27 protein-coding genes are annotated in these 25,274 nt (G+C 75.7%); 18 read left to right on the plus strand and 9 right to left on the minus strand.

Going from position 1 to position 25,274, the window contains the following annotated elements; all coding sequences use genetic code 11:
• Positions 1–10: 10 nt before the first annotated feature.
• Entirely contained in the window at positions 11–256 is a 246-nt protein-coding gene (locus FN207_RS02755) for a hypothetical protein (protein ID WP_142456794.1), read from the plus strand.
• A gap of 71 nt (positions 257–327) precedes the next feature.
• A complete protein-coding gene (locus FN207_RS02760; RefSeq protein WP_142456795.1) occupies positions 328–570 on the plus strand; it encodes an acyl carrier protein in 243 nt (80 codons plus the stop codon).
• A 111-nt stretch (positions 571–681) separates the two neighbouring features.
• Here FN207_RS02760 and FN207_RS02765 read toward each other — a convergent pair whose 3' ends face one another.
• From FN207_RS02765 to FN207_RS02775, 3 genes are all read right to left on the minus strand, one after another.
• Positions 682–1,374: a DsbA family oxidoreductase gene (locus tag FN207_RS02765; RefSeq protein ID WP_142456796.1), complete on the minus strand. Its 693-nt coding sequence runs from the start codon at positions 1,372–1,374 to the stop codon at positions 682–684.
• A gap of 28 nt (positions 1,375–1,402) precedes the next feature.
• On the minus strand, positions 1,403–2,407 hold the full coding sequence (locus tag FN207_RS02770; protein WP_142456797.1) for a cation diffusion facilitator family transporter: 1,005 nt from the start codon (positions 2,405–2,407) through the stop codon (positions 1,403–1,405).
• A gap of 132 nt (positions 2,408–2,539) precedes the next feature.
• Positions 2,540–2,920, minus strand: coding sequence for an FKBP-type peptidyl-prolyl cis-trans isomerase (locus tag FN207_RS02775; RefSeq protein ID WP_142456798.1), 381 nt, complete (start codon positions 2,918–2,920; stop codon positions 2,540–2,542).
• 115 nt (positions 2,921–3,035) lie between these two features.
• On the opposite strand from FN207_RS02775, the gene FN207_RS02780 reads away from it, so the two are divergent.
• Positions 3,036–4,748, plus strand: coding sequence for an alpha-glucosidase (locus FN207_RS02780; protein WP_142456799.1), 1,713 nt, complete (start codon positions 3,036–3,038; stop codon positions 4,746–4,748).
• On the opposite strand, the gene FN207_RS02785 is transcribed toward FN207_RS02780, so the two are convergent.
• Positions 4,732–6,012, minus strand: a complete 1,281-nt coding sequence (locus FN207_RS02785; protein WP_142456800.1) for an MFS transporter — start codon at positions 6,010–6,012, stop codon at positions 4,732–4,734. The genes FN207_RS02780 and FN207_RS02785 overlap by 17 nt on opposite strands.
• 126 nt (positions 6,013–6,138) lie before the next feature.
• Here FN207_RS02785 and FN207_RS02790 point away from each other — a divergent pair, with 126 nt between their 5' ends.
• A complete protein-coding gene (locus FN207_RS02790) occupies positions 6,139–7,380 on the plus strand; it encodes an MFS transporter (RefSeq protein ID WP_142456801.1) in 1,242 nt (413 codons plus the stop codon).
• 46 nt (positions 7,381–7,426) lie between these two features.
• Here the strand turns inward: FN207_RS02790 and FN207_RS02795 are convergent, their stop codons facing one another.
• Positions 7,427–8,683, minus strand: a complete 1,257-nt coding sequence (locus FN207_RS02795) for an acyl-CoA dehydrogenase family protein (RefSeq protein ID WP_142456802.1) — start codon at positions 8,681–8,683, stop codon at positions 7,427–7,429.
• Between the two features lie 166 nt (positions 8,684–8,849).
• Between FN207_RS02795 and FN207_RS02800 the strand changes: the two genes are divergently transcribed.
• The 3 genes from FN207_RS02800 to FN207_RS02810 are packed head-to-tail and all read left to right on the plus strand — an operon-like array spanning position 8,850 to position 10,665.
• Entirely contained in the window at positions 8,850–9,638 is a 789-nt protein-coding gene (locus FN207_RS02800; protein ID WP_142456803.1) for a DeoR/GlpR family DNA-binding transcription regulator, read from the plus strand.
• Entirely contained in the window at positions 9,635–10,006 is a 372-nt protein-coding gene (locus tag FN207_RS02805) for a DUF4406 domain-containing protein (protein ID WP_142456804.1), read from the plus strand. The genes FN207_RS02800 and FN207_RS02805 overlap by 4 nt, the downstream gene beginning before the upstream one ends.
• On the plus strand, positions 10,003–10,665 hold the full coding sequence (locus FN207_RS02810; RefSeq protein WP_142456805.1) for an NUDIX domain-containing protein: 663 nt from the start codon (positions 10,003–10,005) through the stop codon (positions 10,663–10,665). Before FN207_RS02805 ends, FN207_RS02810 begins: the two co-directional genes overlap by 4 nt.
• Here FN207_RS02810 and FN207_RS02815 read toward each other — a convergent pair.
• Positions 10,662–12,644, minus strand: a complete 1,983-nt coding sequence (locus tag FN207_RS02815) for an acetoacetate--CoA ligase (RefSeq protein WP_142456806.1) — start codon at positions 12,642–12,644, stop codon at positions 10,662–10,664. The genes FN207_RS02810 and FN207_RS02815 overlap by 4 nt on opposite strands.
• A gap of 175 nt (positions 12,645–12,819) precedes the next feature.
• On the opposite strand from FN207_RS02815, the gene FN207_RS02820 reads away from it, so the two are divergent.
• The 8 genes from FN207_RS02820 (at position 12,820) to FN207_RS02855 (ending at position 20,447) form a co-directional block, all read left to right on the plus strand.
• Entirely contained in the window at positions 12,820–13,728 is a 909-nt protein-coding gene (locus FN207_RS02820; protein WP_142456807.1) for a hypothetical protein, read from the plus strand.
• Between the two features lie 90 nt (positions 13,729–13,818).
• Entirely contained in the window at positions 13,819–15,159 is a 1,341-nt protein-coding gene (locus FN207_RS02825; protein WP_142456808.1) for a hypothetical protein, read from the plus strand.
• Between the two features lie 98 nt (positions 15,160–15,257).
• On the plus strand, positions 15,258–15,665 hold the full coding sequence (locus FN207_RS02830; RefSeq protein WP_142456809.1) for a DUF2237 family protein: 408 nt from the start codon (positions 15,258–15,260) through the stop codon (positions 15,663–15,665).
• Between the two features lie 55 nt (positions 15,666–15,720).
• Positions 15,721–16,215: a glutathione peroxidase gene (locus tag FN207_RS02835; protein ID WP_142456810.1), complete on the plus strand. Its 495-nt coding sequence runs from the start codon at positions 15,721–15,723 to the stop codon at positions 16,213–16,215.
• 411 nt (positions 16,216–16,626) lie between these two features.
• Positions 16,627–17,343 carry a mycothiol-dependent nitroreductase Rv2466c family protein gene (locus tag FN207_RS02840; RefSeq protein WP_142456811.1) on the plus strand — a complete coding sequence of 239 codons (717 nt, stop codon included), beginning with the start codon at positions 16,627–16,629 and terminating at the stop codon, positions 17,341–17,343.
• A gap of 74 nt (positions 17,344–17,417) precedes the next feature.
• Positions 17,418–18,488: a FecCD family ABC transporter permease gene (locus tag FN207_RS02845; RefSeq protein ID WP_246065705.1), complete on the plus strand. Its 1,071-nt coding sequence runs from the start codon at positions 17,418–17,420 to the stop codon at positions 18,486–18,488.
• A gap of 10 nt (positions 18,489–18,498) precedes the next feature.
• Complete coding sequence (locus FN207_RS02850) at positions 18,499–19,608, plus strand: FecCD family ABC transporter permease (protein WP_142456812.1); 1,110 nt, start codon at positions 18,499–18,501, stop codon at positions 19,606–19,608.
• Positions 19,605–20,447 carry an ABC transporter ATP-binding protein gene (locus FN207_RS02855; RefSeq protein ID WP_142456813.1) on the plus strand — a complete coding sequence of 281 codons (843 nt, stop codon included), beginning with the start codon at positions 19,605–19,607 and terminating at the stop codon, positions 20,445–20,447. Before FN207_RS02850 ends, FN207_RS02855 begins: the two co-directional genes overlap by 4 nt.
• Before the next feature lie 13 nt (positions 20,448–20,460).
• Here FN207_RS02855 and FN207_RS02860 read toward each other — a convergent pair whose 3' ends face one another.
• A complete protein-coding gene (locus FN207_RS02860) occupies positions 20,461–21,402 on the minus strand; it encodes a siderophore-interacting protein (protein ID WP_142456814.1) in 942 nt (313 codons plus the stop codon).
• A gap of 110 nt (positions 21,403–21,512) precedes the next feature.
• On the opposite strand from FN207_RS02860, the gene FN207_RS02865 reads away from it, so the two are divergent.
• The gene (locus FN207_RS02865; RefSeq protein WP_221888002.1) at positions 21,513–22,514 is read left to right on the plus strand and encodes an ABC transporter substrate-binding protein; all 1,002 of its coding nucleotides are present in this window, start codon (positions 21,513–21,515) and stop codon (positions 22,512–22,514) included.
• Position 22,515: 1 nt separating this feature from the next.
• Here the strand turns inward: FN207_RS02865 and FN207_RS02870 are convergent, their stop codons facing one another.
• A complete protein-coding gene (locus FN207_RS02870; protein WP_142456816.1) occupies positions 22,516–23,487 on the minus strand; it encodes an EamA family transporter in 972 nt (323 codons plus the stop codon).
• Positions 23,488–23,534: 47 nt separating this feature from the next.
• The gene (locus tag FN207_RS02875) at positions 23,535–23,939 is read right to left on the minus strand and encodes a VOC family protein (protein ID WP_221888003.1); all 405 of its coding nucleotides are present in this window, start codon (positions 23,937–23,939) and stop codon (positions 23,535–23,537) included.
• 113 nt (positions 23,940–24,052) lie between these two features.
• Here FN207_RS02875 and FN207_RS02880 point away from each other — a divergent pair, with 113 nt between their 5' ends.
• Both FN207_RS02880 and FN207_RS02885 read left to right on the plus strand, forming a co-directional pair.
• Positions 24,053–24,412, plus strand: coding sequence for a hypothetical protein (locus FN207_RS02880; protein WP_142456818.1), 360 nt, complete (start codon positions 24,053–24,055; stop codon positions 24,410–24,412).
• 43 nt (positions 24,413–24,455) lie between these two features.
• The gene (locus FN207_RS02885; protein WP_142456819.1) at positions 24,456–25,238 is read left to right on the plus strand and encodes a thioesterase family protein; all 783 of its coding nucleotides are present in this window, start codon (positions 24,456–24,458) and stop codon (positions 25,236–25,238) included.
• Positions 25,239–25,274: the final 36 nt, after the last annotated feature.

The raw sequence follows: 25,274 nt of genomic DNA on the forward strand, positions 1-25,274 counted from the left end.
GGGAGGGCGCATGACCGTCACCGACCCCGACGTCCCGGACCCGCTGAACGACCCCCGGACGACGCAGGCCGACCCCGGCGCCTACGCCGAGGGCGCCGACCTCGCCTCGGCCGACGACGACCCGGCGTCGACCGGCGCGGACGAGCTCGCCGCCGACGACCCGCCGACCACGGCCGGGCAGACGCTCGCCGACGACGCGGGTGGCGGCGACGTCACCGGCGGCGCATTCTCCGAGGCACCGCGCAACCCCGCCTGAGCACCCGTTTTCGGCCGGTGCCCGCGGGGCACCTGCACCGGCGTCCCACCCCCGACGACGAGGAGGTCGCCATGGCCACCGGTGAGACCGGCTTCGAGGACGTCGCGTTCGACCTGATCTCCGTGCAGTACCACTCGCTGAAGGCCGGGCACGACTACGGCCAGTACGTCCGGGACGCCGAGAACGCCGGCCTGGACGACATCGCCGCCTTCTTCCGCGAGGTCATGGAGCAGGACTCGGCGCGCGCCCGGCGCTGCCACGAGCTGCTGAAGAACGTCTCCGGCACCGACCAGGGCGGCCCGGCGATGAAGTAGGCCCACGCACGACGACGGCCCCTCACCCGCCGGGTGAGGGGCCGTCCGCCCAGTGGCCCCCTCCAGGGCACCACCCCGAGCGTGCGAGGGGTGGGGAGGAGGGGTCCTTACTCAGACCGCACAGGTGACGTCGTCGCAGCCCTCGGCGGCGGGGACGGTGAGCAGCGGGTGGGCGTCGGCCCAGGCCCGCTCGAGCACCTGGAGCAGCAGCTCGGCCGGCTGGGCGCCCGAGGCGCCGTACTTCCGGTCGACGACGAAGAAGGGCACCCCGGTGGCGCCGAGCGCCTGGGCGGTGGCGACGTCGGAGAGCACGGCCGGGCGGAAGCGGGAGTCGGCCAGCGCCGCGCGCACCTCGGCCTCGTCCAGGCCCACCTCGACGGCCAGCGCGACCAGCGAGTCGACGTCGAAGACCGAGCGCCCCTCCTGGAAGTGGGCGGAGAACAGCCGCTCCTCCATCGCGCCCTGCAGCCCGCGCTCGGCGGCGAGGTGGGTCAGCTCGTGCGCGAGCAGCGTGTTGCCGCTGACTCCGTTGGCGAGGTCGTAGGACAGGCCCTCACCGGCGGCGGTCTCCTCGACGTGCCGCATCATCGCCCGCATGTCCTCGACCGGGCGGCCGTACTTGGCGGCCAGCGCCGGGAGGGTCGGGTGCGTCTCGCCCTCGGGGATCGAGGGGTCGAGCTGGAAGGACCGCCACACGACCTCGACCCGGTCGCGGTGGGGGAACCGCTCCAGCGCGGCCTCCAGCCGGCGCTTGCCGATGTAGCACCACGGACAGACGACGTCGGACCAGACCTCGATGCGCACGGCCCGGTCAACCGCGGGCCGCGCGCGCTCATTCCGGCCGCTGCACCTCCGCCCGGGCCCGCCCGTCGCCCGGGGTCGGGTCGAGGAACACGTAGCGGACACCCTCGTGCCGGGCGACCAGCCGCTGCTCGGCCTCGTCGGAGGCCCGCTCGATGTCGGCGACGGTCGCGGTGTCGGCGAAGTCGACCTTGGCCATGACCGCCAGCTGCCCGGGGCCGATGACCGTGGTGAACAGGACGGGGACGTCGTCGACCTGCGGCATCCCGGCGATCTCCGCGCGCAGGTCGTCCTGCAGCCGCGGGGAGATGGACTGGCCGACGAGCAGCGAGACGTTCGCCCGCGCCAGCGACCCGGCCACCACGAGCAGCAGGACGCCGATGAGGATCGCGGCGAGGCCGTCCCACACCGGGTCGCCGGTGACCTGCTCGAGGAAGAGCCCCAGCGCGGCGAGGACGAGGCCGACCAGCGCGGCGCTGTCCTCGAAGGTGACGGCCTTGACCGTGGTGTCGGTGGTCTCGGCGAGGTAGCGCCGGGGCGTCGTCCCCCACTTGCGGGCGGCGCCGCGCACCTGCCGGACGGCCTTGAGCCAGGAGGCACCCTCGAGGACGAAGGAGACCGCCAGCACGACGTACGCGATCGTCGGCGAGCCCTGCTCCTCGCCCTCGAGGATCGTCTCGACGCCCTGGTAGAAGGAGAAGCCGGCGCCGAGGGTGAAGGTGGCCAGGCAGGCGAGCAGCGCCCAGAAGTAGGTCTCGCGCCCGTACCCGACCGGGTGGCGGGCGTCCGGCGCCTTGGCGCCGCGCTTGAGCGCGACGAACAGCAGGACCTCGGTGATCGTGTCGGCCAACGAGTGCGCGGCCTCCGACAGCATCGCCGAGGAGTGGCTGACCAGGCCGCCGACCAGCTTGGCGATCGCGATGCCGAGGTTGGCCAGCCCGGCGACGACGACGGTGCCGGTGGACTCACCGCCCGACCCGGTCCCGGAGCCCTCCTTCACCAGGGCGTGGTCACGGGTGGGCACCGGCTCGCTCATGGCGCCTGCGGTGCCCCGTGGTCGCGCCCGACAACCGCTGGTCTCGGAACCCCGCGCGCCGTGGGGTCCCCCGCGCGCTCGTGCTCTGCCCCCGATCGGGGGCAGAGCACGAGCGCGGGACGGAGCGGTCCGCTACCGGACGCCGACGAGGTCCACGACGAAGACGAGCGTGGCGCCCGGCCGGATGACGCCGCCGGCGCCGCGGTCGCCGTAGGCCTTGTGCGCCGGGATGGTCAGCCGGCGGCGGCCGCCGACGCGCATGCCCTGGATGCCCTCGTCCCAGCCCTGGATGACCATGCCGACGCCGAGGCGGAACTCCAGCGGGTCGCCGCGGTCCCAGGAGGCGTCGAACTGCTCGCCGCCGTCGTGGGTGACGCCGACGTAGTGCGCGCTGACGAGGTCGCCGGCCTTCGCCTCCTGGCCCTCGCCGACGACGAGGTCCTCGATCACCAGGTCGTCGGGAGCGGGGCCGGTGGGCGGTTCGACGTCGGGACGGCTCAGGGGCTGGGCCATCGGTCCTCCTCGGATCAGGTGCCGGGTGGGTCCCCGACGGGTCCCGGCCATCCAACCAGCGGCGCCGGGAGGCCGCGCGGGTGCGGGCGGGGCCGGGGAGTGCTGGGCTGGCGGGGTGAGCCCCGAGGAACCGCCGTGGTGGAAGCGCGCCGTCGTCTACCAGGTCTATCCCCGCTCGTTCCAGGACTCCGACGGGGACGGGGTCGGTGACCTCGGCGGGATCCTGCAGCGCGTCGACCACCTCGCCGACCTCGGGGTCGACGTCGTCTGGCTCTCGCCGGTGTACCCCTCGCCGCAGGCCGACAACGGCTACGACATCAGCGACTACCAGGACATCGACCCGCTGTTCGGCACCCTGGCGCAGTTCGACGAGCTCGTCGCCGCGCTGCACGCGCGCGGGCTCCGGCTCGTGATGGACCTGGTGGTCAACCACACCAGCGACGAGCACCCGTGGTTCGTCGAGTCCCGGTCCTCGCGGGACTCCCCCAAGCGCGACTGGTACTGGTGGCGGCCGCCGCGGGAGGGGATGGCGGCGGGACAGCCCGGCGCCGAGCCGACCAACTGGCACTCGGCGTTCTCCGGCTCCACCTGGCAGTACGACGAGGCCAGCGGCGAGTACTACCTGCACCTGTTCGCGTGGAAGCAGCCGGACCTGAACTGGGAGAACCCGGAGGTCCGACAGGCGGTGTACGCGATGATGCGGTGGTGGCTCGACCGCGGGGTCGACGGGTTCCGCATGGACGTCATCAACATGATCAGCAAGGACGTCGCGCCGGACGGTCACCTGCACGACGGGCCGCAGTTGCCCGGCCTCCCCTTCGGCGACGGGTCGGCGTCGTTCCTCTGCGGTCCGCGCATCCACGAGTTCCTGCAGGAGATGCACCGCGCGGTCTTCGCCGGCCACCCCGAGACGCTGCTGCTGGTGGGCGAGATGCCGGGTGTGACGGTGGAGCAGGCGCGGCTGTTCACCGACCCGGCGCGGGCCGAGGTGGACATGGTGTTCCAGTTCGAGCACGTCGGCCTGGACTTCGACGGCGACAAGTGGCACCCGCGGCCGCTGCGGATGCGCGACCTCAAGGCCTCGCTGGGCCGCTGGCAGGCGGGGCTGGCCGACGTCGGCTGGAACAGCCTCTACTGGGACAACCACGACCAGCCGCGGGCGGTGTCCCGCTTCGGCGACGACTCGCCCCGGTACCGGCGGGACTCCGCCACCTGCCTGGCCACGCTGCTGCACCTGCACCGCGGGACGCCCTACGTCTACCAGGGCGAGGAGATCGGGATGGCCAACTTCCCGTTCACCGCGCTCGAGCAGTTCCGCGACGTCGAGTCGCTCAACCACCACGTGCAGGCCGTGGCGCACGGTGCCGATCCCGCCGAGGTGCTCGCCGCGATGCGCCGGATGAGCCGGGACAACGCCCGCACCCCGGTGCAGTGGGACGCCTCGCCGGCCGCCGGCTTCACCACCGGGACGCCGTGGATCGCGGTCAACCCCGACCACACGGAGTGGAACGCCGCGGCCCAGCGCGACGACCCGGCCTCGGTGTTCGCCCACCACCGCCGGCTGATCGCGCTGCGGCACGAGGACCCGGTGGTGGCGCTGGGCGACTTCACGATGCTGTTGCCCGACCACGACGACGTGTACGCGTTCACCCGCGGCCTCGACGGCGACACGCTGCTCGTCGTCTGCAACCTCGGCCCGACACCGCAGCCGCTGGCCGGCCTGCTGCCGGAGGCGGTCGGCGCGGAGGTCGTCCTCGGCAACCTGGCCGAGGACGACCCCGCGGTCCTGCGCCCGTGGGAGGCGAGGGTGCTCAGACCCGCTCGGTGACCACCGCGGCCGGCTCCTCGGCGGGGACGTCGAGCGGGTGGGCGATCTCGTCGGCCGGCAGCCGCCAGGCCAGCACGGCGATGAGCGCGAGCACCGGCGGCACGAGGCCGGCCAGCAGGAAGGTGCCGGTCAGCCCGACCACCCCGCTGACCGGGCCGGCCAGCGCCATGGACAGCGGCATGAACGCCATCGAGACGAAGAAGTCGAGGCTGGACACGCGGCCGAGCAGGGCCGGCGGCACCCGCCGCTGCAGCAGCGTGCCCCAGATGACGGTGCCGGCCTCGAACGCCGCACCGAGCACCCCGGCCGCGGCGATCATCACCCACAGCTGCGAGGTCCAGCCGAAGACCACCATCGGCACGCAGCCCAGGCCCCAGAGCAGGTTCATCACCGTCAGGTAGCGCCGCGGCAGCCGGTAGGAGGCGACGACGGCCGACCCGACGGCGCCGCCGATGCCGAACGCGGCCAGCACCAGCGCGTGCTCCGACGGCCCGCCCCCGGCCTGGTCGCGGATGGCGAAGGGCACCAAGACCTCGAAGGGGCCCATGAGCACCAGCACCATGAGCGAGGCGAACAGCAGCGTGGCCAGCAGCCACGGCGTGCGGACCATGTAGGCCACGCCCTCGCGGACGTCGGCGAGCAGGCCGGACCCGACGTCGTCGCGGCGCACCGGCGTGGACGGCAGCGCGGCGACGCAGGCCGCGGCGGCGGCCGACGTCAGCGCGGTGGCCACCAGCGCCGCGCCCGGGGAGAACGCGGCCACCAGCAGGCCGGCGGCCGCGGGCCCGACCGCCATGGCCAGCGCCGGGCGGACGACGCCCTCGAGGCCGTTGGCGGCCAGCAGGTCGCCGGGCGGGACCAGGCCGGGGACCAGCGCGGAGTAGGCCGGGTAGTACAGCCCCATCGCGATCCCCTGCGCCAGCGCGGAGGCGGCCAGCGGCCCGAGCGCGAGCGCGCCGGCCAGCGAGAGGGCGCCGACCAGCCCGACCGCCGCCGTCTGCAGCAGCGCGACGCCGAGCAGGATCCGGCGCTGCGGGACGCGGTCGGCCAGGGCGCCGCCGAGCAGGGTGCTGGCGAGCATGCCGCCGGCGGACAGCGCGGTGGCCAGCGACAGCGCGCCGGGGCCGCCGCCGAGGTCGACCACCTGCCAGACCAGGGCGACCGTCCACAGCCCCTGGGCCAGCAGCGAGAGCCCCAGGGAGGTGGCCAGCAGGCGGTAGGAGCGGTGCCGCAGGGGCGCGAGCGCGCGCGGCAGGCCGGCCATCGGTGTTCCTCCTCGGGACTGCGGCGCCCCGTCGGCGCCGTCGGCCCATGCTCGCCGACGGGGACGACGGGAGCAGCCGGATTACCGGAGGAGAGCAGGAACGGTCGGCACTACAGTCCCTCCCTCGTGGGCCGGGTGGTCGAGGCGGTGCTCCCCGCCCGGATGGGGACGGCGTTCCGCTGGCTCATGGCGTCGTCGTGGGTGGGCAACCTCGGCGACGGCGTGGCCCTGGCCGCCGGCCCGCTGCTGGTGGCCGCGCGCACACAGGACCCGCTGCTGGTCGCGCTCGGCGCCCTGCTGCAGCAGCTGCCGTGGCTGCTGTTCGGCCTTCACGCCGGCGTCCTGGCCGACCGGGTGGACCGCCGGGCACTCGTCGTCGCCGTCGACCTGGCCCGGGCGGGCGTGCTCGTCGTGCTCTCCGCGGCTCTCCTCACCACCGACGTCGGACTGGTGCCGGTGCTGGCCGCGCTGTTCGTCCTCGGCACCGCGGAGGTCTTCGCCGACACCGCGGCGGGCACGCTGCTGCCGATGGTCGTCGACCGCGCCGACCTGGGCGTCGGCAACGCCCGCCTCACCGCGGGCACGCTGACGATGAACCAGCTCGCCGGCCCGGCGGTCGGCGGCGTGCTGTTCCTGGCCGGCGCCGCGTGGCCGTTCCTGGCGCAGGCGGTGCTCGTGGCGCTGGGCGCGGTGCTCATCGGGCGCATGCGCGTCCCGCGGCCCGAGCGCCCGGCACAGCGGGCCCGGATCGGCCGGGACATCGCCGAGGGACTCCGCTGGACCTGGGGCAACGCGGCGGTGCGGACGCTGACGCTCACGATCGTGCTGTTCAACGTCACCTACGGCGCGGCGTGGTCGGTGCTCGTGCTCTACGCCGACCAGCGGCTGGGCCTGGGCGCGGCGGGTTTCGGCCTGCTCACCACCGTGGGGGCGCTGGGCGGCATCGTCGGGACGGCGTCCTACGACTGGCTCGAGCGGCACGTCGGCATGGCCACGCTGATGCGGGTGGGCCTGACCATCGAGACGCTCGTGCACGCGGCCCTGGCGCTGACCACCACGCCCTGGGTGGCCGCGGCGGTGCTGTTCGTCTTCGGCGCGCACGCGTTCATCTGGGGGACGACGTCGCGCACGGTGCGGATGCGCGCCGTGCCGGGTCCGCTGCAGGGGCGGGTCGGGAGTCTCTACGCGATGGGCGTGTTCGGTGGCATCCTGCTCGGCCAGGCCGTCGGCGGCGTCGTGGCGCGGATCTGGGGCGTCACCGGGCCGTTCTGGTTCGCCTTCGCCGGCTCGGCGGTGCTGCTCGCCCTCGTCTGGCGGGAGCTCGGGCACATCGGGCACGCCGACGAGGCCGCCGTCGCCACCGCCTGAGCCCCCTCGGGTCCCGCCTCTCGCGCGCGAGAGGCGGGACCCGGGCTCAGGTGAGGGGCGAGCGGGGCAGCAGGCGGTCGCTGATGATCCGTTTCTGGATCTCGCTGGTGCCCTCGAAGATCGTGGTCAGCCGGGCGTCGCGCCAGTGCCGCTCCACCTGCCGCTCGGTGGTGTAGCCGTTGCCGCCGTGCAGCTGCATGGCCTGGTTGGTCACCCGCACCGCCATCTCGGTGGCCTCGAGCTTGACCATCGAGGCCTCCCGCTCGCAGCGCACGCCCAGGTCGATGAGGTGGGCCACCTGCCGGTAGAAGGCGCGGGCCTGCTCGATCTGCGCGGCCATCTCGGCGACGGCGAAGCGCAGCGCCTGGAAGTCGGCGATCGGGTGGCCGAACTGCTCGCGCTCCTGCAGGTAGACCACCGAGTCCTCGAGCGCGGCCCGGGCGAGGCCGACCGCGCGGGCGGCGGTGTGCACCCGCGCGGTGTTGAGGAACGCCTGGGCCGCCGCGAAGCCGGCGCGCGCGGCGGCCTCGCCCTGCTCGTCGCTCGCGGCGGCCTCGTCGACGACGTTGTCCCGCGGGATGCGGACGCCGTCGAGGACCAGGTCCCAGGTGAGGAAGCCGTGGTAGCCGATCTTGTCGATCGGCGTGCCGGTGAGGCCGGGCGGGAACGAGCCGCGCTCCTTCTCCAGCAGCAGGTTGACCAGCCCCTTCGACCGGGACTCCCCCGGCTCGGGGTCGCGCTCGCGGACGAGCACCTGGATGAAGTCCGCGGCCTCGGCGTTGCCGCACCAGCGCTTGTGCCCGGTGACCACCCACTCGTCCCCGTCGAGGACGGCCCGGGTGGAGACGCCGGCGAGGTCGGAGCCGGCGTCGGGCTCGGACAGCGCGATGGCGCCGATCCACTCGCCCTTCGCGCTGCGGCGCAGCAGCTCCTCGCGGCGGGCCGCGTCGGCCACCGCCGTCCCGAGGCCCTGCGAGCGGGCCAGGATGCTGGCGCTGCTCATCCAGGCGCGGGCCAGCTCCTCGGAGACCATGCAGTACTCGAAGACGCCGAGGCCCAGCCCGCCGTGCTCGGCCGGCACGGTGATGCCGAAGTAGCCCAGCTCGGCCATCCGCGCCAGCAGCGACTCCGGCAGCAGCCCCTTCTGCGGGTCGAGCTCGTCGGCGACCGGCAGCACCTCCTCGGCGGCGAACCGGCGGGCCTGCAGCTGCAGCGCCTCGCGCTCCGGCGTGTGCCACGGCGGCAGCAGCACGGGGGGCTGGGGCTCGAGCAGCTCGGTGGGGCGCTCCTGGCTCGACGTCATCGTCGCGGGGCCTCTCTGCGTCGTCGGGGGGTGGTCCCGCTCCACCTTCCTGGCCCCCCGGGAGCCGCGCACGGCGCAACCGCGCCGGCGTGACCGAGCGCACGTCCGTCCCGGTCGACCTCACAATCTCTTCACAGAACTCACAGCGGTCTGGTAGAAAGCCGCCGTGGCCGACCGACTCGACGTGACGCTGCGGCTGGTGCGCAACGCCGGGCGCGCCTCGCTCGCCGACCTCGCCGCCCGCCTCGGGGTCTCCGAGATGACCGTCCGCCGCGACCTCGACGCGCTGCAGGCCCGCGGGCTGGTCGAGCGGGTGCGCGGGGGTGCGGTCGCCGTCGCCGGGCCGGAGAGCGGATTCGCCGCCCGCGCCGGCTGGCAGGCCGGGCTCAAGGACCGCATCGGCCGGGCGGCCGCCGCCCGCGTCGAGCCGGGCTCGACCGTGCTGCTCGACGCCGGGACGACGACGGTGCACGTCGCGCGCGCCCTGGCCGACCGCGCCGCCGCCGGGGAGGGCCCGTTCACCGCCGCCGTCGTGAGCCTGCCGGTGGCCGACGCGCTGGCCGACCGGCCCGGCGTCCGCCTGCTCGTCGTCGGCGGCGAGGCCCGCCCCGGTGAGCGCAGCCTGGCCGGGCCATTGACCGCCGCGGTGCTGCGGCAGCTCACCTTCGACCTGTTCGTCATGTCGATCGGGGCGGTGAGCGCCGCGGCCGGGTGGTCGGAGTTCACGCTCGAGGACGCCGCGGTCAAGCAGGTCGGGCTGCAGCAGGCCCGCAGCACGCTCGTCGTCGCCGACGCCTCGAAGCTCGGCGTGCGCGCCTTCGCCTCGGTCGCCCCGCTGGACGCGGTCGGCCGCCTGGTCACGGACGCCAGCGCCCGCGACCCCCAGCTCACCCCCGCGGCGCAGGAGACCCTCGCCGCGCTCGACGACGCCGGCGTGGAGGTCGACCTCGTATGAACCAGCCCCTGATGATCCTGGTCGCCGGCCCCTACCGCGGGGGCACCGGCGACGACCCGGAGAAGATCGCGGCCAACCACCGGGCGATCCAGCTCGCCTGCCTGGAGCTCTTCCGCGCCGGCCACCTCGCCGTCAACGGGGAGGACCTGGCCCTGCCGCTGGCGGAGCTCGCGGGCTCCACGCGGGTGGGCGACGCCGCCTTCGACGAGGTGTTCCACCCGATGGGCCGGCGGCTGGTGGCCCGCTGCGACGCCGTCCTCCGGCTGCCCGGCACGTCCGCGGGTTCCGACGAGATGGTGGAGCTCGCCCGGGCCCGCGGCGCCGCGGTCTACACCGCCGTCGACGAGGTGCCGGCGGTGTCGCGGTGACCGGCGTCCTCGGCGTGGACCTGCCCGACGCCCGCGGGCGGACCGGCCTGGACCTGGTGGGGCGCGACCTCACCGGCAACCCCGACGTCGTCGTCCGGGACGTCGAGGTGCTCTCCAGCTCCTGGTACGTCAACCGGCGGACGACGCTCGAGCGCCGCGGCCGTGACGGCACCTGGCGCACCGAGCAACGCGAGACCCACGACCGCGGCAACGGCGCGACGGTCCTGCTGTACGACACCGCCCGCCGCACGGTGCTGCTCACCCGGCAGTTCCGGTTCCCCGCCTACGTCAACGGCTCCCCCGACGGGATGCTCGTCGAGACCGCGGCCGGGCTCCTGGACGAGCAGGACGCCGAGGCCGCGGTCCGCCGGGAGGCCGAGGAGGAGCTCGGCGTCGCCGTCGGCGCGCTCACCCGGCTGCCGGACCTGTTCATGAGCCCGGGGTCGGTGACCGAGCGGCTCGCCTTCTTCGCCGGCCCGTACACCCCGGCCGACCGCGTGTCGGCCGGGGGCGGGCTCGCCGAGGAGGGCGAGGACATCGAGGTGCTCGAGCTGTCCGTCGACGAGGCGCTGGCCATGGCCGGCGACGGCCGGATCGCCGACGCCAAGACCGTCCTGCTGCTGCAGTGGGCGGCGCTGTACGGGCCCTTCCGGTCCTAGCGGGCGCCGCGCTCCCGGGCCAGCCCGATGTAGTGCTCGACCAGGGACGCGTCGTCGACGGCCCCGGGGTTGACCGCCTTCTCCGGCGGCACGCCCTGGAACAGCCGCTTGAGCGGGACCTCCAGCCGCTTGCCGGTGCGGGTGTGCGGGACGCCGGGCGCCACGAGGATCTCGTCGGGCACGTGCCGCGGGCTGGCCGAGCTGCGGATGGCGGCCCGGATGCGCCCGGCGAGCTCGTCGGTGAGTTCCGCGCCGGGCGCCATCTGGACGAACAGCGGCATCCAGTAGCCGCCGTCGCGCTGCTCGACGCCGAGGACGACGCAGTCGGCGATCTCGGGGAACGACTCGACGGCGGCGTAGATGTCGGCGGTGCCCATGCGCACGCCGCCGCGGTTGAGCGTGGAGTCCGAGCGCCCGGTGATGATGCAGGTGCCGCGGTCGGTGACCTCCATCCAGTCGCCGTGCCGCCACACGCCGGGCCACGGCTCGAAGTACGCCTCGCGGTAGCGGGTGCCGTCGGCGTCGTTCCAGAAGTACAGCGGCATCGACGGCATCGGCTCGGTGATCACCAGCTCGCCGAGCTCACCCACCACCGGCTCGCCGGCCTCGTTCCAGGCCGCCGCCGCGACGCCGAGCATCGGCCGCTGCAGCTCGCCGGCCGTCACCGGGAGCAGCAGGGTGCTGCCGATGAACCCGGTGGCGACGTCGGTGCCGCCGGAGGCCGAGCTGAGGAAGACGTCGCCGCCCACCGCGTCGTAGACCCAGTGGAACGCCGACGCCGGCAGCGGTGAGCCGGTGGACCCGATGACGCGCAGCGCCGACAGGTCGTGCGTCTCCCCCGGCCGGATGCCCGCCTTCTCGCAGGCGATGAGGTAGCCGGCGCTCGTGCCCAGGTAGGTGATGCCGGTGCGCGCGGCGAGGGCGAACTGCGCGTCGACCGACGGGTACGCCGGGGCGCCGTCGTGGACCACCACGGTCGCGCCGCGCAGCAGCGCCGAGGTGGCGATGTTCCACATGATCCAGGCGGTGGAGGCGTACCAGTAGAAGCGGTCGCCGGGGCCGACGTCGCCGTGCAGGCCCAGCTGCTTGTGCTCCTCGAGGGCCACGCCGCCGTGCCCGTGCACGATCCCCTTGGGCAGCCCGGTGGTGCCCGACGAGTAGACGATCCACAGCGGGTGCTCGAACGGCAGCGCCTCGAACACCGGGTCCTGCCGGTCGGCGACGGCGTCGGCCCAGGGCATCGCCCCGTCGGGCACCTCGTCGGGGAACAGCCGGGGCACCGCGACCGTCGTCCGTACGGTCGGCAGGGCGGCCCGCAGCTCGGCGACGACCTCCCGCCGATCGTGGGCCTTCCCGTTGAAGCGGTAGCCGTCGACGGCGACCAGCACGGTGGGCTCGATCTGGGCGAAGCGGTCGAGGACCGCCCGGGTGCCGAAGTCCGGCGCGCAGGAGGACCACACCGCGCCGATCGAGGCGGCGCCGAGGAAGGCGACCACCGCCTCCGGCACGTTGGGCAGGTACCCGACGACGCGGTCCCCGCGCTGCACGCCGAGGCGGCGCAGGGTGGCGGCGAACGCGCCCACCTGCGCGCGCAGCTCGGCCCAGGAGACCTCGACCGGCTCGGTGTCCTCGGCGACGGCGATCAGGGCCGGGTGCGCGTCCGTGGCGTGCCGCAGCGCCTGCTCGGCGTAGTTGACCGTGGCGTCGGGGAACCACTCCGCGCCCGGCATCTCGCGCCGGGTCAGGACCCTGTCGTCGGGGACGCGCTCGGGGAGGACGCCGGACCACACGGCGACGTCGGCCCAGAACTGGTCGAGGTGCTCCACCGACCAGCGCCAGATCGCGTCGTAGTCGCCGGGGTCGAGGTCGAGCCCGCGGCGGGCGGCCACCTCGCGGGCGAAGGCGGCGAGCCGGGTGGCCTCCCGGACCTCCTCGGTGGGCTGCCAGAGCACCGGTGCGGACGGGGTGTCAGCGGTCACAGCAGCACCCTGCCACTGCCCGCCGGCGGCCGGGACGGGGGCCGGTGCCTCACGGAACGTGACGGAACGGTCCTGCGGACCACCCCATCGGACGACGGGTTCCAGGTGGCGCTCTCCGTAGCCGTCCCGCTCCAATGAGTAAGCACCGTGTCCGACGACACCGAGGGGAGGTGCGATGGCCGAGCGTCCTGTGCTGCCGGGCCGTCGTGCCCGCCTGCGCCGGTGGGGTGGACGGACCCTCGTCCTCGCCGGGATCGGTGCCGGGGTCTGGCTGGCCGGCGCGTCCGCCGCCTCGGCCGAGGAGCCGCCCGGCGGCCTGCTCGGGGCGGTCACCGCACCCGTGGGCCAGGTCGCCGAGGCGGTCGTCCAGCCCGTCGCCCAGCCGGTGGTCCCGCCCCTGTCCCAGGCGGTGACCCCCGTGCTGGCGCCGGTGGCCGAGGTGGTCGCGCCGGTCACGCCGCCGCTGCGCGACGTCGTCGCGCCGGTGGTGACCCCGGTGGCGCAGGTGCTGCGGCCGGTCACGGACGCCCTGACCCCGGTCACCGACGCCCTCGCCCCGGTCACGGACGCCCTCGCTCCCGTCACCGACGTGCTGTCGCCGGTGACCGACGCGCTCGCCCCGGCCACCGAGGTGCTCCCTCCCGTGACCGACGTCGTCCTCCCGGCTGTCCCCGGCGCCCCGTCGCCGGTCCTCGACGCCGTCGACCCGGTCGACCCGTCCGTGGTTGCTGCTCCGTCGGCCCCGGTCGCGGCCCCCACCGGCCCGGCTAGCGCGCAGGACGGCGACGCGACGGTCCGGTCCGCGCACTCCGCGGACACCGCCCGGAGCGCCGTTCTCGCACCCGTCGCCACCCCGTCGCCGGTCGTCCCGGTCGCTCCCGCCGCGCCCGCCGTCCCGGTGGCGGCCGTCCCGGCGTCCACGGGCGCTGTCGCCGGTGGTGCCGGCGCCGACCGCGACCAGCCCTCCGCAGACCTCGGCGCGACGGTCCCCGTCGCGTCACCGGCGGCCGCGCGGGCCGCCTCCGCCGGGGCCCGGGACGCCGCCGCCGGCGACCCGGTCGACCCCGCCAGCTCCCCCGACTGAGGAACGCGCTCCCGGCTCCCGAGCCGGTCGCAGCGCACGCCCCGCCGTCCCGTCCGGGACCGCGGACCTCACCTCAGTCAGGAGCACCCCATGCACACCTGGGCCACCCGCGCCCTGCGCGTGGCACTGATGACCGGCGGCCTCGTGGCCCTCGGCACCGGTGTCGCCGCCGCCTCCGACGACCTCGACGTGACCGTGCCGGTCACCGTCACCGACAACGCGCTCGGTGTCCTCGACACCGGCACCGCCCTCGGCGGGCTGGACCTGCCCGCCGTCTCGCAGGACATCGCCCTCGACCTGGGCCCGGTCGCCGTCTCCGTGCCCGTGACCATCGGGGGCAACGACGCCTCCGCGGCCGGCGGCACCGCCACTCAGGAGCCGGCCGCGCCCGCGCCCGGCAGCACCGCGCCGGCCGACGTCGTGGTGCCGGTGACCGTCGTCGGCAACGCGATCGGCGTGCTCGGCGACGCCGAGGCCGGCGGCACCGCGCCCGCTGCCCCCGACGGCGCGGTGACCGTGCCCGTCACCGTGTGCGGGAACGGCGTGGGCGTCCTCGGTGACGCGCTCGGCGGCTGCACCGCGGCGACTCCCCCGGCCTCCGCGCCGGCCGACCCCGGTCCGCTCGGCGACCTGCTCGACGTCGACGTCCCGGTCACCGTGTGCGGCAACGGCGCCGGCGTGCTCGGCGACGCGGCCGGCGACTGCACCCCGGCGACGCCCGGCGGAGGCTCCGGCACCGACGGCGACGGCGGCCTGCTCGACGTCGACCTGCCGGTGACGGTCTGCGGCAACGGCGCCGGCGTGCTCGGCGACGCGGCCGGCGACTGCACCCCGGCGACGCCCGGCGGAGGCTCCGGCACCGACAGCGACGGCGGCCTGCTCGACGTCGACCTGCCGGTGACGGTCTGCGGCAACGGCATCGGCCTCCTCGGCGACGCCCTCGGCGGGTGCTCTCCCGAGGGCACCGGTGGCACCGACGGTCCCGGCACCGGCGGGGACGGTCCCGACGGCGGCATCGACGTCGACGTGCCGGTGACCGTCTGCGGCCTGGGTATCGGCCTGCTCGGCGACGTCCTCGGCGACTGCTCGCCGTCGACCGACCCCACCGACCCGACCGACCCGACCGACCCCACGGACCCGGAGCACCCCGGCACGCCGCAGGACGGCTCGGACGGTCCGGGCGCCGGCACCGCGGGCCCCGGCCACACCTCCGGCTCCGCCTCCGTCTCCGGGCACGGGGTCGTCCGGCCGGCGTCCGCGGGCGGGCACTGGTCGGCCGGCCCCTGGACGACCTCCGGTCGCTCCGGGGACGGCGGCGAACTGGCCTACACCGGCACCGAGACGGCGACCGCCCTCGCGGCGGCCCTGCTGGCCCTCGCGCTGGGGACCGGCCTGACCCTCGCCGGTCGCCGCCGGGCGGACACCGTCTGACCGGCACCGCCCGACCCGCACCGCGGACCCGGCCGGCAGCGTCGCCGGCCGGGTCCGCGGACGCGCGCGCCCTCCCGTCCCCTGCGACGATCACGGTCGTGACGGAGCCGGAGCCCAGGACCGAGCGCAACGTGCTGGGCGGCCCGCTCGAGGCGTGCGGCACCGAGCCGCTGACCGGCTTCTACCGCGACGGCGCCTGCCGCACCGGCCCGGACGACCTGGGCAGCCACACGGTCTGCGCCGTCGTCTCCCGCGAGTTCCTGGCGATGCAGCGCGAGCTCGGCAACGACCTCACGACGCCGCGGCCGGAGTACGGCTTCCCGGGGCTCGCGCCCGGTGACCGCTGGTGCGTCGTCGCCACCCGGTGGCTGCAGGCCTACCGCGCCGGCGCCGCCGCCGGGGTGGTCCTGGCGGCCACGAACGAGCGGTCCCTGGAGGTCGTGCCGCTGTCCGCGCTGCGCCAGTACGCCGTCGACGTGCCCGACGACGTCAGCGGCCTGGAATGAGCCGGCCGGCCCGCGCGCTGCTGCGGTCGACCGGCCCCGGCTGCGAGGAGACCCCGTGAGCGACCTGCTCGACCTGCCCGTCTCGACCCTGCAGGGCGAGGACACCACGCTCGGCGCGCTCACCGGCGGCCGTCCCGCCCTGGTGGTCAACGTCGCCAGCCGGTGCGGCCTGACCCCGCAGTACGCCCGGCTCGAGGAGCTGCAGGAGGAGTACGGCGCGCGCGGGTTCACCGTGGTCGGCGTCCCGTGCAACCAGTTCGCCGGGCAGGAGCCGGGCACCGCCGAGGAGATCGCCGGCTTCTGCTCGGCCACCTACGGCGTCACCTTCCCGATGACCGCGAAGGTCGACGTCAACGGCGAGGGCGCGCACCCGGTGTACCAGCGACTCACCGAGACGCCCGACGCCGCCGGCGAGGCCGGGCCGGTGCAGTGGAACTTCGAGAAGTTCCTGGTCGACGGCGACGGCGCGGTGATGGCGCGGTTCCGCCCGATGACCGACCCGGGCGCCCCGGAGGTCCGCACCGCCATCGAGGCCCTCCTCCCTCGCTGACCGCGGGGCCTGCGGTCCTCCGCGTGCTCCTGCGGTGTCACGACGCCGCAGGAGCGGGTGGAACACCGCGGGAGCCGGCGGCCTTGCCGGGGTTCCTCGCGCACCGCCCGCGCTGCAGGACCGGCACCGCGCGAGGAACGCCGGCACTGCCGGGCGACGGGGCGTCCCGGAGGTCCGGACCGCGATCAAGCCCCCTCCTCCCCCGCTGACCCCCGCCTCCTGAAGTGGTCCTCGCCCTCCTGGGGTCCTGCAGCACCCCAGGAGCACGAACGCCGCCCCAGGAGCGACCGCTCCGGCGCACGTTGCCGGGGTTCCTCGCGCACCGCCCGCGCTGCAGGACCGGCACCGCGCGAGGAACGCCGGCACGGCGGGCGCAGGCGGGACCCCGCCGGGCGGAGCAGCATCGTGCTCATGGCCGACCTGCACTTCTACTTCGACCCGGTGTGCCCGTTCGCGTGGCTGACCAGCCGGTGGGTCCGCACCGTCGCGGCCCAGCGGGCGTACGACGTCGACTGGCGGTTCATCTCGCTGCGCCTGCTCAACGCGCACGTCGACTACGACGCCCAGTTCCCGCCCGAGTACGAGGCCGGCCACACCGCCGGGCTGCGGCTGCTGCGGGTGGCCGCCCGCACGCGGGAGGAGCACGGCCGGGCGGCGGTCGGCACGCTGTACGAGCGCCTCGGCGAGCGCATCCACGACACCGAGCCCGACCGGCCCGGCACCGCCGGCGAGCGCGGCACCCGCGGCTACCTCGAGCCGGTGCTCGAGCGCGCCGGCCTGCCGGCCGACCTCGCCGCCGCCCTCGACGACGACCGCTGGGACGCCGTCGTCCGCGCCGAGACCGACGAGGCGCTCGCGCTCACCGGGAGGGACGTCGGGACGCCGATCCTGCACTTCGAGCCACCGGAGGGCGTGGCCTTCTTCGGCCCGGTCATCAGCCGCGTGCCGCCGGAGGACCGCGCGGCCGAGCTGTGGGACCACGTGGTGGGCCTCGCCCGCTTCCCCGGGTTCGCGGAGCTCAAGCGGAGCCTGCGCGAGCGGCCACAGCTCGTCGCCGCCGGCGTGCGCCCCGACGAGGTCGGGGTACAGGAGGACTGGCACGGCGGGAGCCGCCGCATGAAGCGGTGACCCACGCGGGTGAGGACGCCGGATCCGGGTACTAAGGTGAGCCTTGCCTGATCACGACCGTCCGGAGCTGCCCGGTGTCCGTCCCCAGTGTCACCCGCGCTCCCGCGGCGACCCCCGGGACCCCGGTGCGCCCCCAGCGGACCGCCCGGACCCGACGCCGCGTCCTCGGCCTGGTCGCGCTCCTCGTCCTCGTCGTCGTCGCCTGCGCGGCCAGCGTCGCCATCGGCACCCGCCCGCTCGGCCTGGGCACCGTGTGGACCGCGCTCACCGACCGCTCCCTGCGCACCGAGGAGGCGGTGATCATCTGGGACCTGCGGGTCCCCCGGACCGCGCTCGGCCTGATGGTGGGCGCGTCGCTCGGCGTGGCCGGCGCCCTCATGCAGGGGCACACCCGCAACCCGCTCGGCGACCCCGGCCTGCTCGGCGTCACCGCCGGCGCCTCCTTCGCCGTGGTCCTCGCCATCGCCCTGCTCGGCGTCACCACACCCTCGGGATACGTGTGGTTCGCCTTCGCGGGCGCGCTGGCCGGCACGGTCGCCGTCTACGTCCTCGGCGCGGCCGGCCGCGGCGGGGCCACACCGGTCACGCTCGCCCTGGCCGGGTCCACGCTGTCCGCGCTGCTCTACGCGCTCGTGCGCGCCGTCCTGGTCAGCGACACCGACTCACTCGACGCCTTCCGGTTCTGGGTGGTCGGCGCGCTGGCCGGCCGCGGCGCCGACATCGCCTGGCAGGTGCTGCCGTTCATCGTCGCCGGCCTGGTGCTCGCGCTGCTCAACGCGCCGGCCCTGGACCTGCTCGGCATGGGCGAGGACGTCGCGCGCGGGCTGGGACAGCGGGTGTGGCTGGCCCGCACGGTGGGGCTCGTGGCGATCACGCTGCTCGCCGGCGCCGCGACGGCGGCCTGCGGGCCGATCGCCTTCCTCGGACTGGTGGTCCCGCACGCCGTCCGCACCTTCACCGGACCGGCGCACCGCTGGCTGGTCCCCTGCTCCGCCCTGGCCGGGGCCGTGCTGCTGCTCACCGCCGACGTCGTCGGCCGGGTGATCGCGCGCCCCGGCGAGGTGCAGGTCGGCATCGTCCTGGCCCTGCTCGGCGGGCCGTTCTTCATCGCCCTCGTGCGGCGCAGGAAGACGACGACGCTGTGAGGACCGCCCCGTGACCGCGACCGCCGACACCATCCGCGAGACGGTCCCGCCCGAACCCGGCGGGCGCCCCGCCGGCCGCGCGGTCGCCCTGCGGATCGGCCCGGCGTCGGCGCGGTTCCGCTGGCGGTCGGTCGTCGTGCCCGTGGTCGCGCTGGTCGTCGTGGTGCTGCTCGGCGCGGTGGCGCTGGGGCGCGGTGACTACCCGATCGGGGTCACCGACGTGCTGCGCACGCTGGCCGGCGCGGGCGAGCAGAGCCAGCGGTTCATCGTGCTGGAGCTGCGGGCGCCGCGGGTCGTCGTCGGCGTGCTCGTCGGGCTGGCGCTCGGGGTCGCCGGGGCGCTGTTCCAGACCTTCGCGCGCAACCCGCTGGCCTCCCCCGACATCCTCGGGATCACCTCGGGCGCCTCGGTCGGCGCCGTCGTCGCGATCGTCGTCAGCGGCACCTCCTCGGCCGGCGCGGTCCTCGGCGGTCTCGGGGTCCCGCTCGCTGCCCTCGCCGGGGCGCTGGGCGCCGGCCTGCTGCTGTTCCTCCTGGCGTTCCGGTCCGGCGTCGACGGCTACCGGCTGGTCCTGGTCGGCGTCGCGGTCTCCTCGATCGCCCTGGCCGTCGTCGACTGGCTGCTCACCCGCGCGGCCATCTACGACGCCGCGGCCGCCTACGTGTGGATCGTCGGCTCGCTCAACGCCCGCACGTGGGACCAGGCGGTGCCGCTGGCCCTCGCCTTGGCGGTGCTCGTGCCGCTGGCGCTCGCTGCCGGCCGCGTGCTCGGCGTGCTGCAGTTCGGTGACGACACCGCGCGCGGGCTGGGCGTGCGGCTGTCCGCGGCCCAGGCCGCCGTCGTGCTCGTCGCGGTCGTCCTGGTCGCGGCGGCGGTCTCGGCCGCCGGCCCGATCACGTTCGTCGCGCTGGTCGTGCCCCAGATCGCCGTCCGCCTCGCCGGCGGCTCGCGTCCGCCGCTGCTGGCCTCGGGCCTCATCGGCGCGGCGCTCGTCGTGGTGGCCGACCTGCTCACCCGCACGGTCCTGCCGCAGGCGCTGCCCGTCGGCATCCTCACCGCCACGGTCGGGGCCCCCTACCTGCTCTGGTTGCTCGTCCGCGGGAGGCGGACCACCGCATGACGACCTCCACTCCCGCCGCGCCCCCGCTGACCGCCCCGACCTCCGATGGGCGGGTGCGCCTGGCCGCCGAGGGGCTGCGCCTGGCCTACGACGACCGCGTCGTCGTCGACGGGCTCGACCTCACGCTCACCGACGGCTCGTTCACCGCGATCGTCGGCCCCAACGGCTGTGGCAAGTCCACCCTGCTGCGCGCGCTGGGCCGGCTGATGCGTCCCGCCGCCGGCCAGGTGCTGCTCGACGGCCGCGCGATCCAGAAGACGCCGACCCGCGACGTCGCCCGCGTGCTCGGCCTGCTGCCGCAGACGCCCATCGCGCCGGCCGGCCTCACCGTCGCCGACCTCGTCACCCGCGGCCGGCACCCGCACCAGAGCTGGCTGCGGCAGTGGTCGGCCGAGGACGAGGCGGTCGTCGCCGAGGCGCTGACCTGGACCGACATGACCGACCTGGCCGACCGGCCGGTGGACGAGCTCTCGGGCGGCCAGCGCCAGCGGGCCTGGATCTCCATGGCCCTCGCCCAGGGCACCGACCTGATCCTGCTGGACGAGCCGACGACGTACCTGGACCTGTCGCACCAGATCGACGTGCTGGAGCTCGTGGCCCGGCTGCACGCCGAGCGGGGGCGGACCGTCGTCGTCGTGCTGCACGACCTCAACCTGGCCGCGCGCTACGCGCACCGGCTGGTGGCCATGCGCGACGGCGTCCTGGTCGCCTCGGGGACGCCGCACGAGGTGCTCACCGAGCAACTGCTGGCCGACGTCTTCGACCTCGAGGCCCGCGTGGTGCCCGACCCGGTGGCCGGCACCCCGATGGTCGTCCCGGTCCGCCGCCTCCACCGGTGAGGCACCAGGCCCCTTAGGACTCGGCGCGGCCCTCGCGCCAGTAGCCCATGAAGGCCACCGCACGCCGGTCGACGCCGAGGTCGGCGACCAGGTGGCGGCGCAGCCGCTTGACCACCCCGGCCTCGCCGGCCAGCCAGGCGTAGCAGCCGGCGCCCGCCGCGGGGTCCTCGGGGACCTCCCACAGCAGCCCGGTGTCCAGGTCCACGTCCTCGGGCAGCGGCGCCGGGGCCGCCGCGATGCCGAGGTCGACCAGGGCGGCGTGCACCGCGGGCACGAGCAGGTCGCCGCGGGGGCGGTCGGCGCGGGCCAGCCAGCGCACCTCGACGCCCTGGGGCAGCCGCAGGTCCTGCAGGTCGGCGGCCTCGGGCACCTCGAGGACGGCGACGGCGCGCTGCCCGGGCGCCAGCGACTCGAGGATCGCGCTGACGGCGGGCACCGCGGTCTCGTCGCCGGCGAGCAGCAGGCAGGTGGCGGTCGCCGGCGGTGCCCACTCCACGCCCCAGGCGCGGCCGCGGCCGGGCCGGTCGGGGCCCATGAGGACCATCGGGTCGCCGGGGCGGGCGGCGGCGGCCCAGGTGGCGGCCGGGCCGGCGTGCCCGTCGGAGACCCCGTGCAGGACGACGTCGACGTCGACCTCGGACCGCTCGGGCCGGGCGGCGCGCACGGTGTAGGTGCGCAGGACCGGGCGCCGCTCCTCGGCCAGGGCGCAGTAGGCCGGGTACCACTCGGCGCCGGCGGCCTGGAGCTCGGCCAGCGCGGTGGGGTCGGGGGCGAGGACGAGCTTGACCCGCTGGTCGTCACCGGCGACGCCGAAGTCGCCCAGGCGCGGGCCGGTCAGCGTGATGCGCACCATCGACGGGCCCAGGGGCACCACCCGCGCGACGACGGTCTCGAAGAACAGCCACTGCGGCAGCTCGGCCACCGCCGCGTCGGGGGCCTCGGTCGTCGTCGTCACTGCCGGTCTCCGCTCCGCTCGGGGACGGCCCTTGCGGACCGCCGGTAAGGCAAGGCTAACCTGCCTCCGCTCGCAGGGGGAACCCCCTGCCCGATCCGGAGGAGAACCTGGTGTCCCGACCCCCGCGCCTGCTCGGCGCCTCCCTCGCGCTGGCGGCCGCACTCGCCGCCAGCGCCTGCGCCGGCTCCGGCACCGACGACGAGGCGGAGGCCGCGACCGGGAGCTGGTCGTTCACCGACGACGTCGGTACCACCGTCGAGCTCGACGGCCGGCCCGAGCGGGTCGCCGGCCTCAACGACGTCGCGTCGTCGCTGTGGAACTACGGCATCGCGCCGGTGGCCACCTTCGGCCAGACCTCGGCCGCCGACGACGTGCAGTTCGAGGGCCGCGACCTCTCCGACGTCGACATCGTGGGCGAGAGCTACGGGCAGATCGACCTCGAGGCGCTCGCCGCAGCCGATCCCGACCTCATCGTGACCACCGTCTACCCGGTCGACTCCGAGGGGACGCTGGACGACACCCAGCCGCTGTACGGCTTCGAGTCCCTCGAGCAGCAGGAGCAGGTCGCGCAGATCGCGCCGGTCGTGGCGATCGCCTGGCGCGGCTCGGCCGCCGACGTCATCGAGCGCACGGCCGAGCTCGCGGGGTCCCTCGGCGCGGACATGGAGAGCGACGAGGTCAGCGCCGCCCGGCAGGACTACGAGGACGCCTCCGCCGCGCTCACCGAGGCCGCCTCCTCCGGCGTCACCGTGCTGCCGGTGGCCGCCTACCCTGACGAGGGCTTCTACATGGCCAAGGCGCCCGACGACCCGTCGCTGCACCTCTACGCCGACCTCGGCGTGCAGTTCCTGGATCCGGGCGGCGAGGGCTACTTCTGGCAGACCGCCGGCTGGGAGCAGGTGCCGCAGTACGCCAGCGACGTTCTCCTCTACTCGCTGCGCGGCGCCATGACGCCCGAGGAGATGGCCACCCAGCCCACCTACCAGCTGCTGCCGGCCGCGCAGGCGGGGCAGGTGCACCCGTGGGAGTACGTCGGCATGGACTACGCCGCCCAGGCCCGCTACATGGAGCGCCTGGCCGGCTGGCTGACCGACGCCCAGAAGGTCTCCTGACCTAGAGCGGCGCCGGCGTCTCGGGAACGGGCGCCGGCGCCGGGCGGGCCGTGGCCGTGCGGGCGGTCTGGGCCAGCACGATCCCGCCCAGCACCACGAGCCCACCGGCCACCTGCCAGCCGCTGAGCACCTGCTCGAGCCACAGCCACGCGACGATCGAGGCGAACACCGGCTCGACGGTGGCGACCAGCCCGGCGGTCGTCGGCGGCAGGTGGCGCAGGGCGGCGATCGACAGCCAGAACGGCACGATCGCCCCCAGCACCACGATCCACAGCACGAGCAGCCACAGCGGCACCTGGGCCGCGCCGAGCGACACCGGCACCCGCTCCCCCAGCACACCCGCCCGGAACGACGCCGTGAACGGGGCGACGACGGCCCAGAACAGCGCCGCGGCGACGAACGTCCAGGTGGTGAGCGCGACCGGGTCGCGGGTGGCGGTGCCCCGCTCGCCCATCAGGTAGTACGTGGCGAGGCAGACCGCGGCGGCCAGACCCGCCCCGACGCCGAGCAGGTCCAGCGAGCCGCCGCCCTGCCACACCTGCGCGACCAGGACCAGCCCCGACAGCGACAGCGCCAGCGCCACCCAGATCCGCGGCCGGACGGGCTCCTTGCGCACCAGCCGGACCCACAGCGCGATGCCGACCGGCGCGGTCATCTCGAAGACCAGCGCGATGCCGACGGGCAGCCGGCCGATCGCGACGTAGTAGAGGAACTGCGTCAGCGCGACGCCGACCACGCCGAACACGGCGAGGAAGGGCACCTCGCCCCAGGTCAGGCGCAGCCGCCCGGGCGAGACCAGGGCCAGAGCCGCCAGCAGCCCCACCGCCGCCCCGCCGCAGCGCATCGCGGTGAGCCAGGTGGGCGGGACGCCGGCCTGCAGCGCGAGCGTGGAGACGGTGCCGTTGACGGCGAACAGCCCCGCCGCCGCGACGGTGGTCAGGTAGCCGACGGCGGGGCGGCGGGTGTGCGGCACCCGGCCGAGCGTAGCGGGCGTAGCCCGATACGCCACCTACTCGTCGGTCACTGCGCCTGCGCGGTGTCCATCCACATCGGCTCCCAGACGTGGCCGTCGGGGTCGGTGAAGCTTGAGCCGTACATGAACCCGTGGTCCTGCGGCGGCATCCACGCACCTCCGCCTGCGCCGAGCGCCTTCTCCACCATCGCGTCGACCTCCTCGCGGCTGTCGCACGACAGCGCGTAGGCAGCCCCCGTGGCCTGCCGCGGATCGGCGAGCGGCCTGCCCTCGGGGAGGAAGCCGGTGAGCTTCTCGCGGGTGGACAGCTGCAGGTGGATGGCGTCGCTGACGGTCACCGAGACCGACGTGTCGTCGGAGAACTGCTCGTTCACGGTGAAGCCGAGGGTGGTGTAGAAGGCGCGGCTGGCCGCCACGTCGGTCACCGGCAGGTTGAGGAAGATCGTGCGCACGGTCGCGCTCCGTTCGGACGGGCCCTCCGTCGGGGCCGCTCGGGAGGGGAGACGGCGCACCCGGGCAGAACTCATCGGCGTGACGCCCCGGGAGTGCGGGCACCCTCGACGTCGTGACCGAACCCGCACCGCCGTGGTCCCGCCGCCGTCGCCGGCTGCTGCTGTGGCTGGCCGGCGGCGCCGTCGTCGGCGGCGTCGGGGCGCTGGTGCTGCCCGCCGAGTTCGGCGTCACGGCCGCCTACCTCGGGGCGCTGTGCGCGTTCCTGCTGGTCGCGGCCGCGGTCGTCTTCGTCGCGATCCCGGGCCCGGACACCGCGGGCACCCTGCTGCGCTCGACCGCCGTGGCCGGCGCGGTCCTCGTCGTGGGCGTCCTGGTCGCCCTCTCGGCGGAGGGGCAGCCGCTGTGGTGGCTCACCGCGGCCGCCGGCGCGGTGTGGCTGACGTCGGCGCTGTGGCTGGCCCGGCGGGGCTGACCCCCGGGCCGGGCCGGACCCGGGCCGGGCGAGACTGCGGGGCGTGGACCTGCCCTCCGCCTGCTTCGTCCCGGACGGCGACGGCTACGTCGCGACCGCGCTGACCATCGGCCCGTGGGACCCGGGCCTCCAGCACGCCGGGCCGCCGGCCGCGCTGCTGGCCCGCGAGGTGGAGCGGGCCGGCGGGATCGCCGGCGGGCAGGTCGTACGACTGGCCTACGACGTCCTGGGGCCGGTGCCGGTCGGGCCGGTGCGGGTGGCCGCGCACGTGCTGCGCCCGGGCCGGCGCATCGAGCTGGTCGAGGCCACGCTCACCGCGGGCGGGCGCACGGCGATGCGGGTCACCGCCTGGCGGATGCGCACCCGCGACGCGTCCGACACCGCGACGCCGCCGCAGCCGGCCGCCGTCGGCCCGGAGGACGCCCGCCCCGCGGCGTTCGACGTCTTCAGCCAGGAGGTCGCCTACCACCGCGCGCTGGAGTGGCGGGAGGCGTCGGGCACGCTCACCGGCGTCGGGCCGGCCGCGGCCTGGACCCGGCCGCTGTGCGCGCTGGTCGAGGGCGAGCCCATGACGCCGCTGGAGCACCTGCTGGTCATGACCGACGCGGCCAGCGGCATCTCCGCCGAGCTGTCGTTGGACCGGGCGACGTTCGCCAACGTCGACCTCGTCGTCGCGCTGTTCCGGCAGCCGGCCGGCGAGTGGCTGGGCATGGACGCCACCACCACGCTCGGGTCCACCGGCGTGGGACAGTGCGCCGCCGACCTGCACGACGCCACCGGGCGGGTCGGGCGCTCGGTGGCCTCGCTGTTCGTCGAGCCGCGGTAGCCCGCAGGAGCGGCAGAGATGGCCATTTCTGCCGCT

The organism is Geodermatophilus aquaeductus (assembly GCF_900182545.1).
Classification (GTDB): domain Bacteria; phylum Actinomycetota; class Actinomycetes; order Mycobacteriales; family Geodermatophilaceae; genus Geodermatophilus; species Geodermatophilus aquaeductus.

Excerpts from the sequence above, each read along its gene's own strand:
- FN207_RS02770 (WP_142456797.1), bottom strand. The coding sequence starts at position 2,407 with ATGAGCGAGCCGGTGCCCACCCGTGACCACGCCCTGGTGAAGGAGGGC.
- FN207_RS02760 (WP_142456795.1), top strand. The coding sequence starts at position 328 with ATGGCCACCGGTGAGACCGGCTTCGAGGACGTCGCGTTCGACCTGATC.
- FN207_RS02755 (WP_142456794.1), top strand. The coding sequence starts at position 11 with ATGACCGTCACCGACCCCGACGTCCCGGACCCGCTGAACGACCCCCGG.
- FN207_RS02805 (WP_142456804.1), top strand. The coding sequence starts at position 9,635 with ATGAACCAGCCCCTGATGATCCTGGTCGCCGGCCCCTACCGCGGGGGC.
- FN207_RS02840 (WP_142456811.1), top strand. The coding sequence starts at position 16,627 with ATGGCCGACCTGCACTTCTACTTCGACCCGGTGTGCCCGTTCGCGTGG.
- FN207_RS02775 (WP_142456798.1), bottom strand. The coding sequence starts at position 2,920 with ATGGCCCAGCCCCTGAGCCGTCCCGACGTCGAACCGCCCACCGGCCCC.
- FN207_RS02855 (WP_142456813.1), top strand. The coding sequence starts at position 19,605 with ATGACGACCTCCACTCCCGCCGCGCCCCCGCTGACCGCCCCGACCTCC.
- FN207_RS02795 (WP_142456802.1), bottom strand. The coding sequence starts at position 8,683 with ATGACGTCGAGCCAGGAGCGCCCCACCGAGCTGCTCGAGCCCCAGCCC.
- FN207_RS02820 (WP_142456807.1), top strand. The coding sequence starts at position 12,820 with ATGGCCGAGCGTCCTGTGCTGCCGGGCCGTCGTGCCCGCCTGCGCCGG.
- FN207_RS02785 (WP_142456800.1), bottom strand. The coding sequence starts at position 6,012 with ATGGCCGGCCTGCCGCGCGCGCTCGCGCCCCTGCGGCACCGCTCCTAC.
- FN207_RS02825 (WP_142456808.1), top strand. The coding sequence starts at position 13,819 with ATGCACACCTGGGCCACCCGCGCCCTGCGCGTGGCACTGATGACCGGC.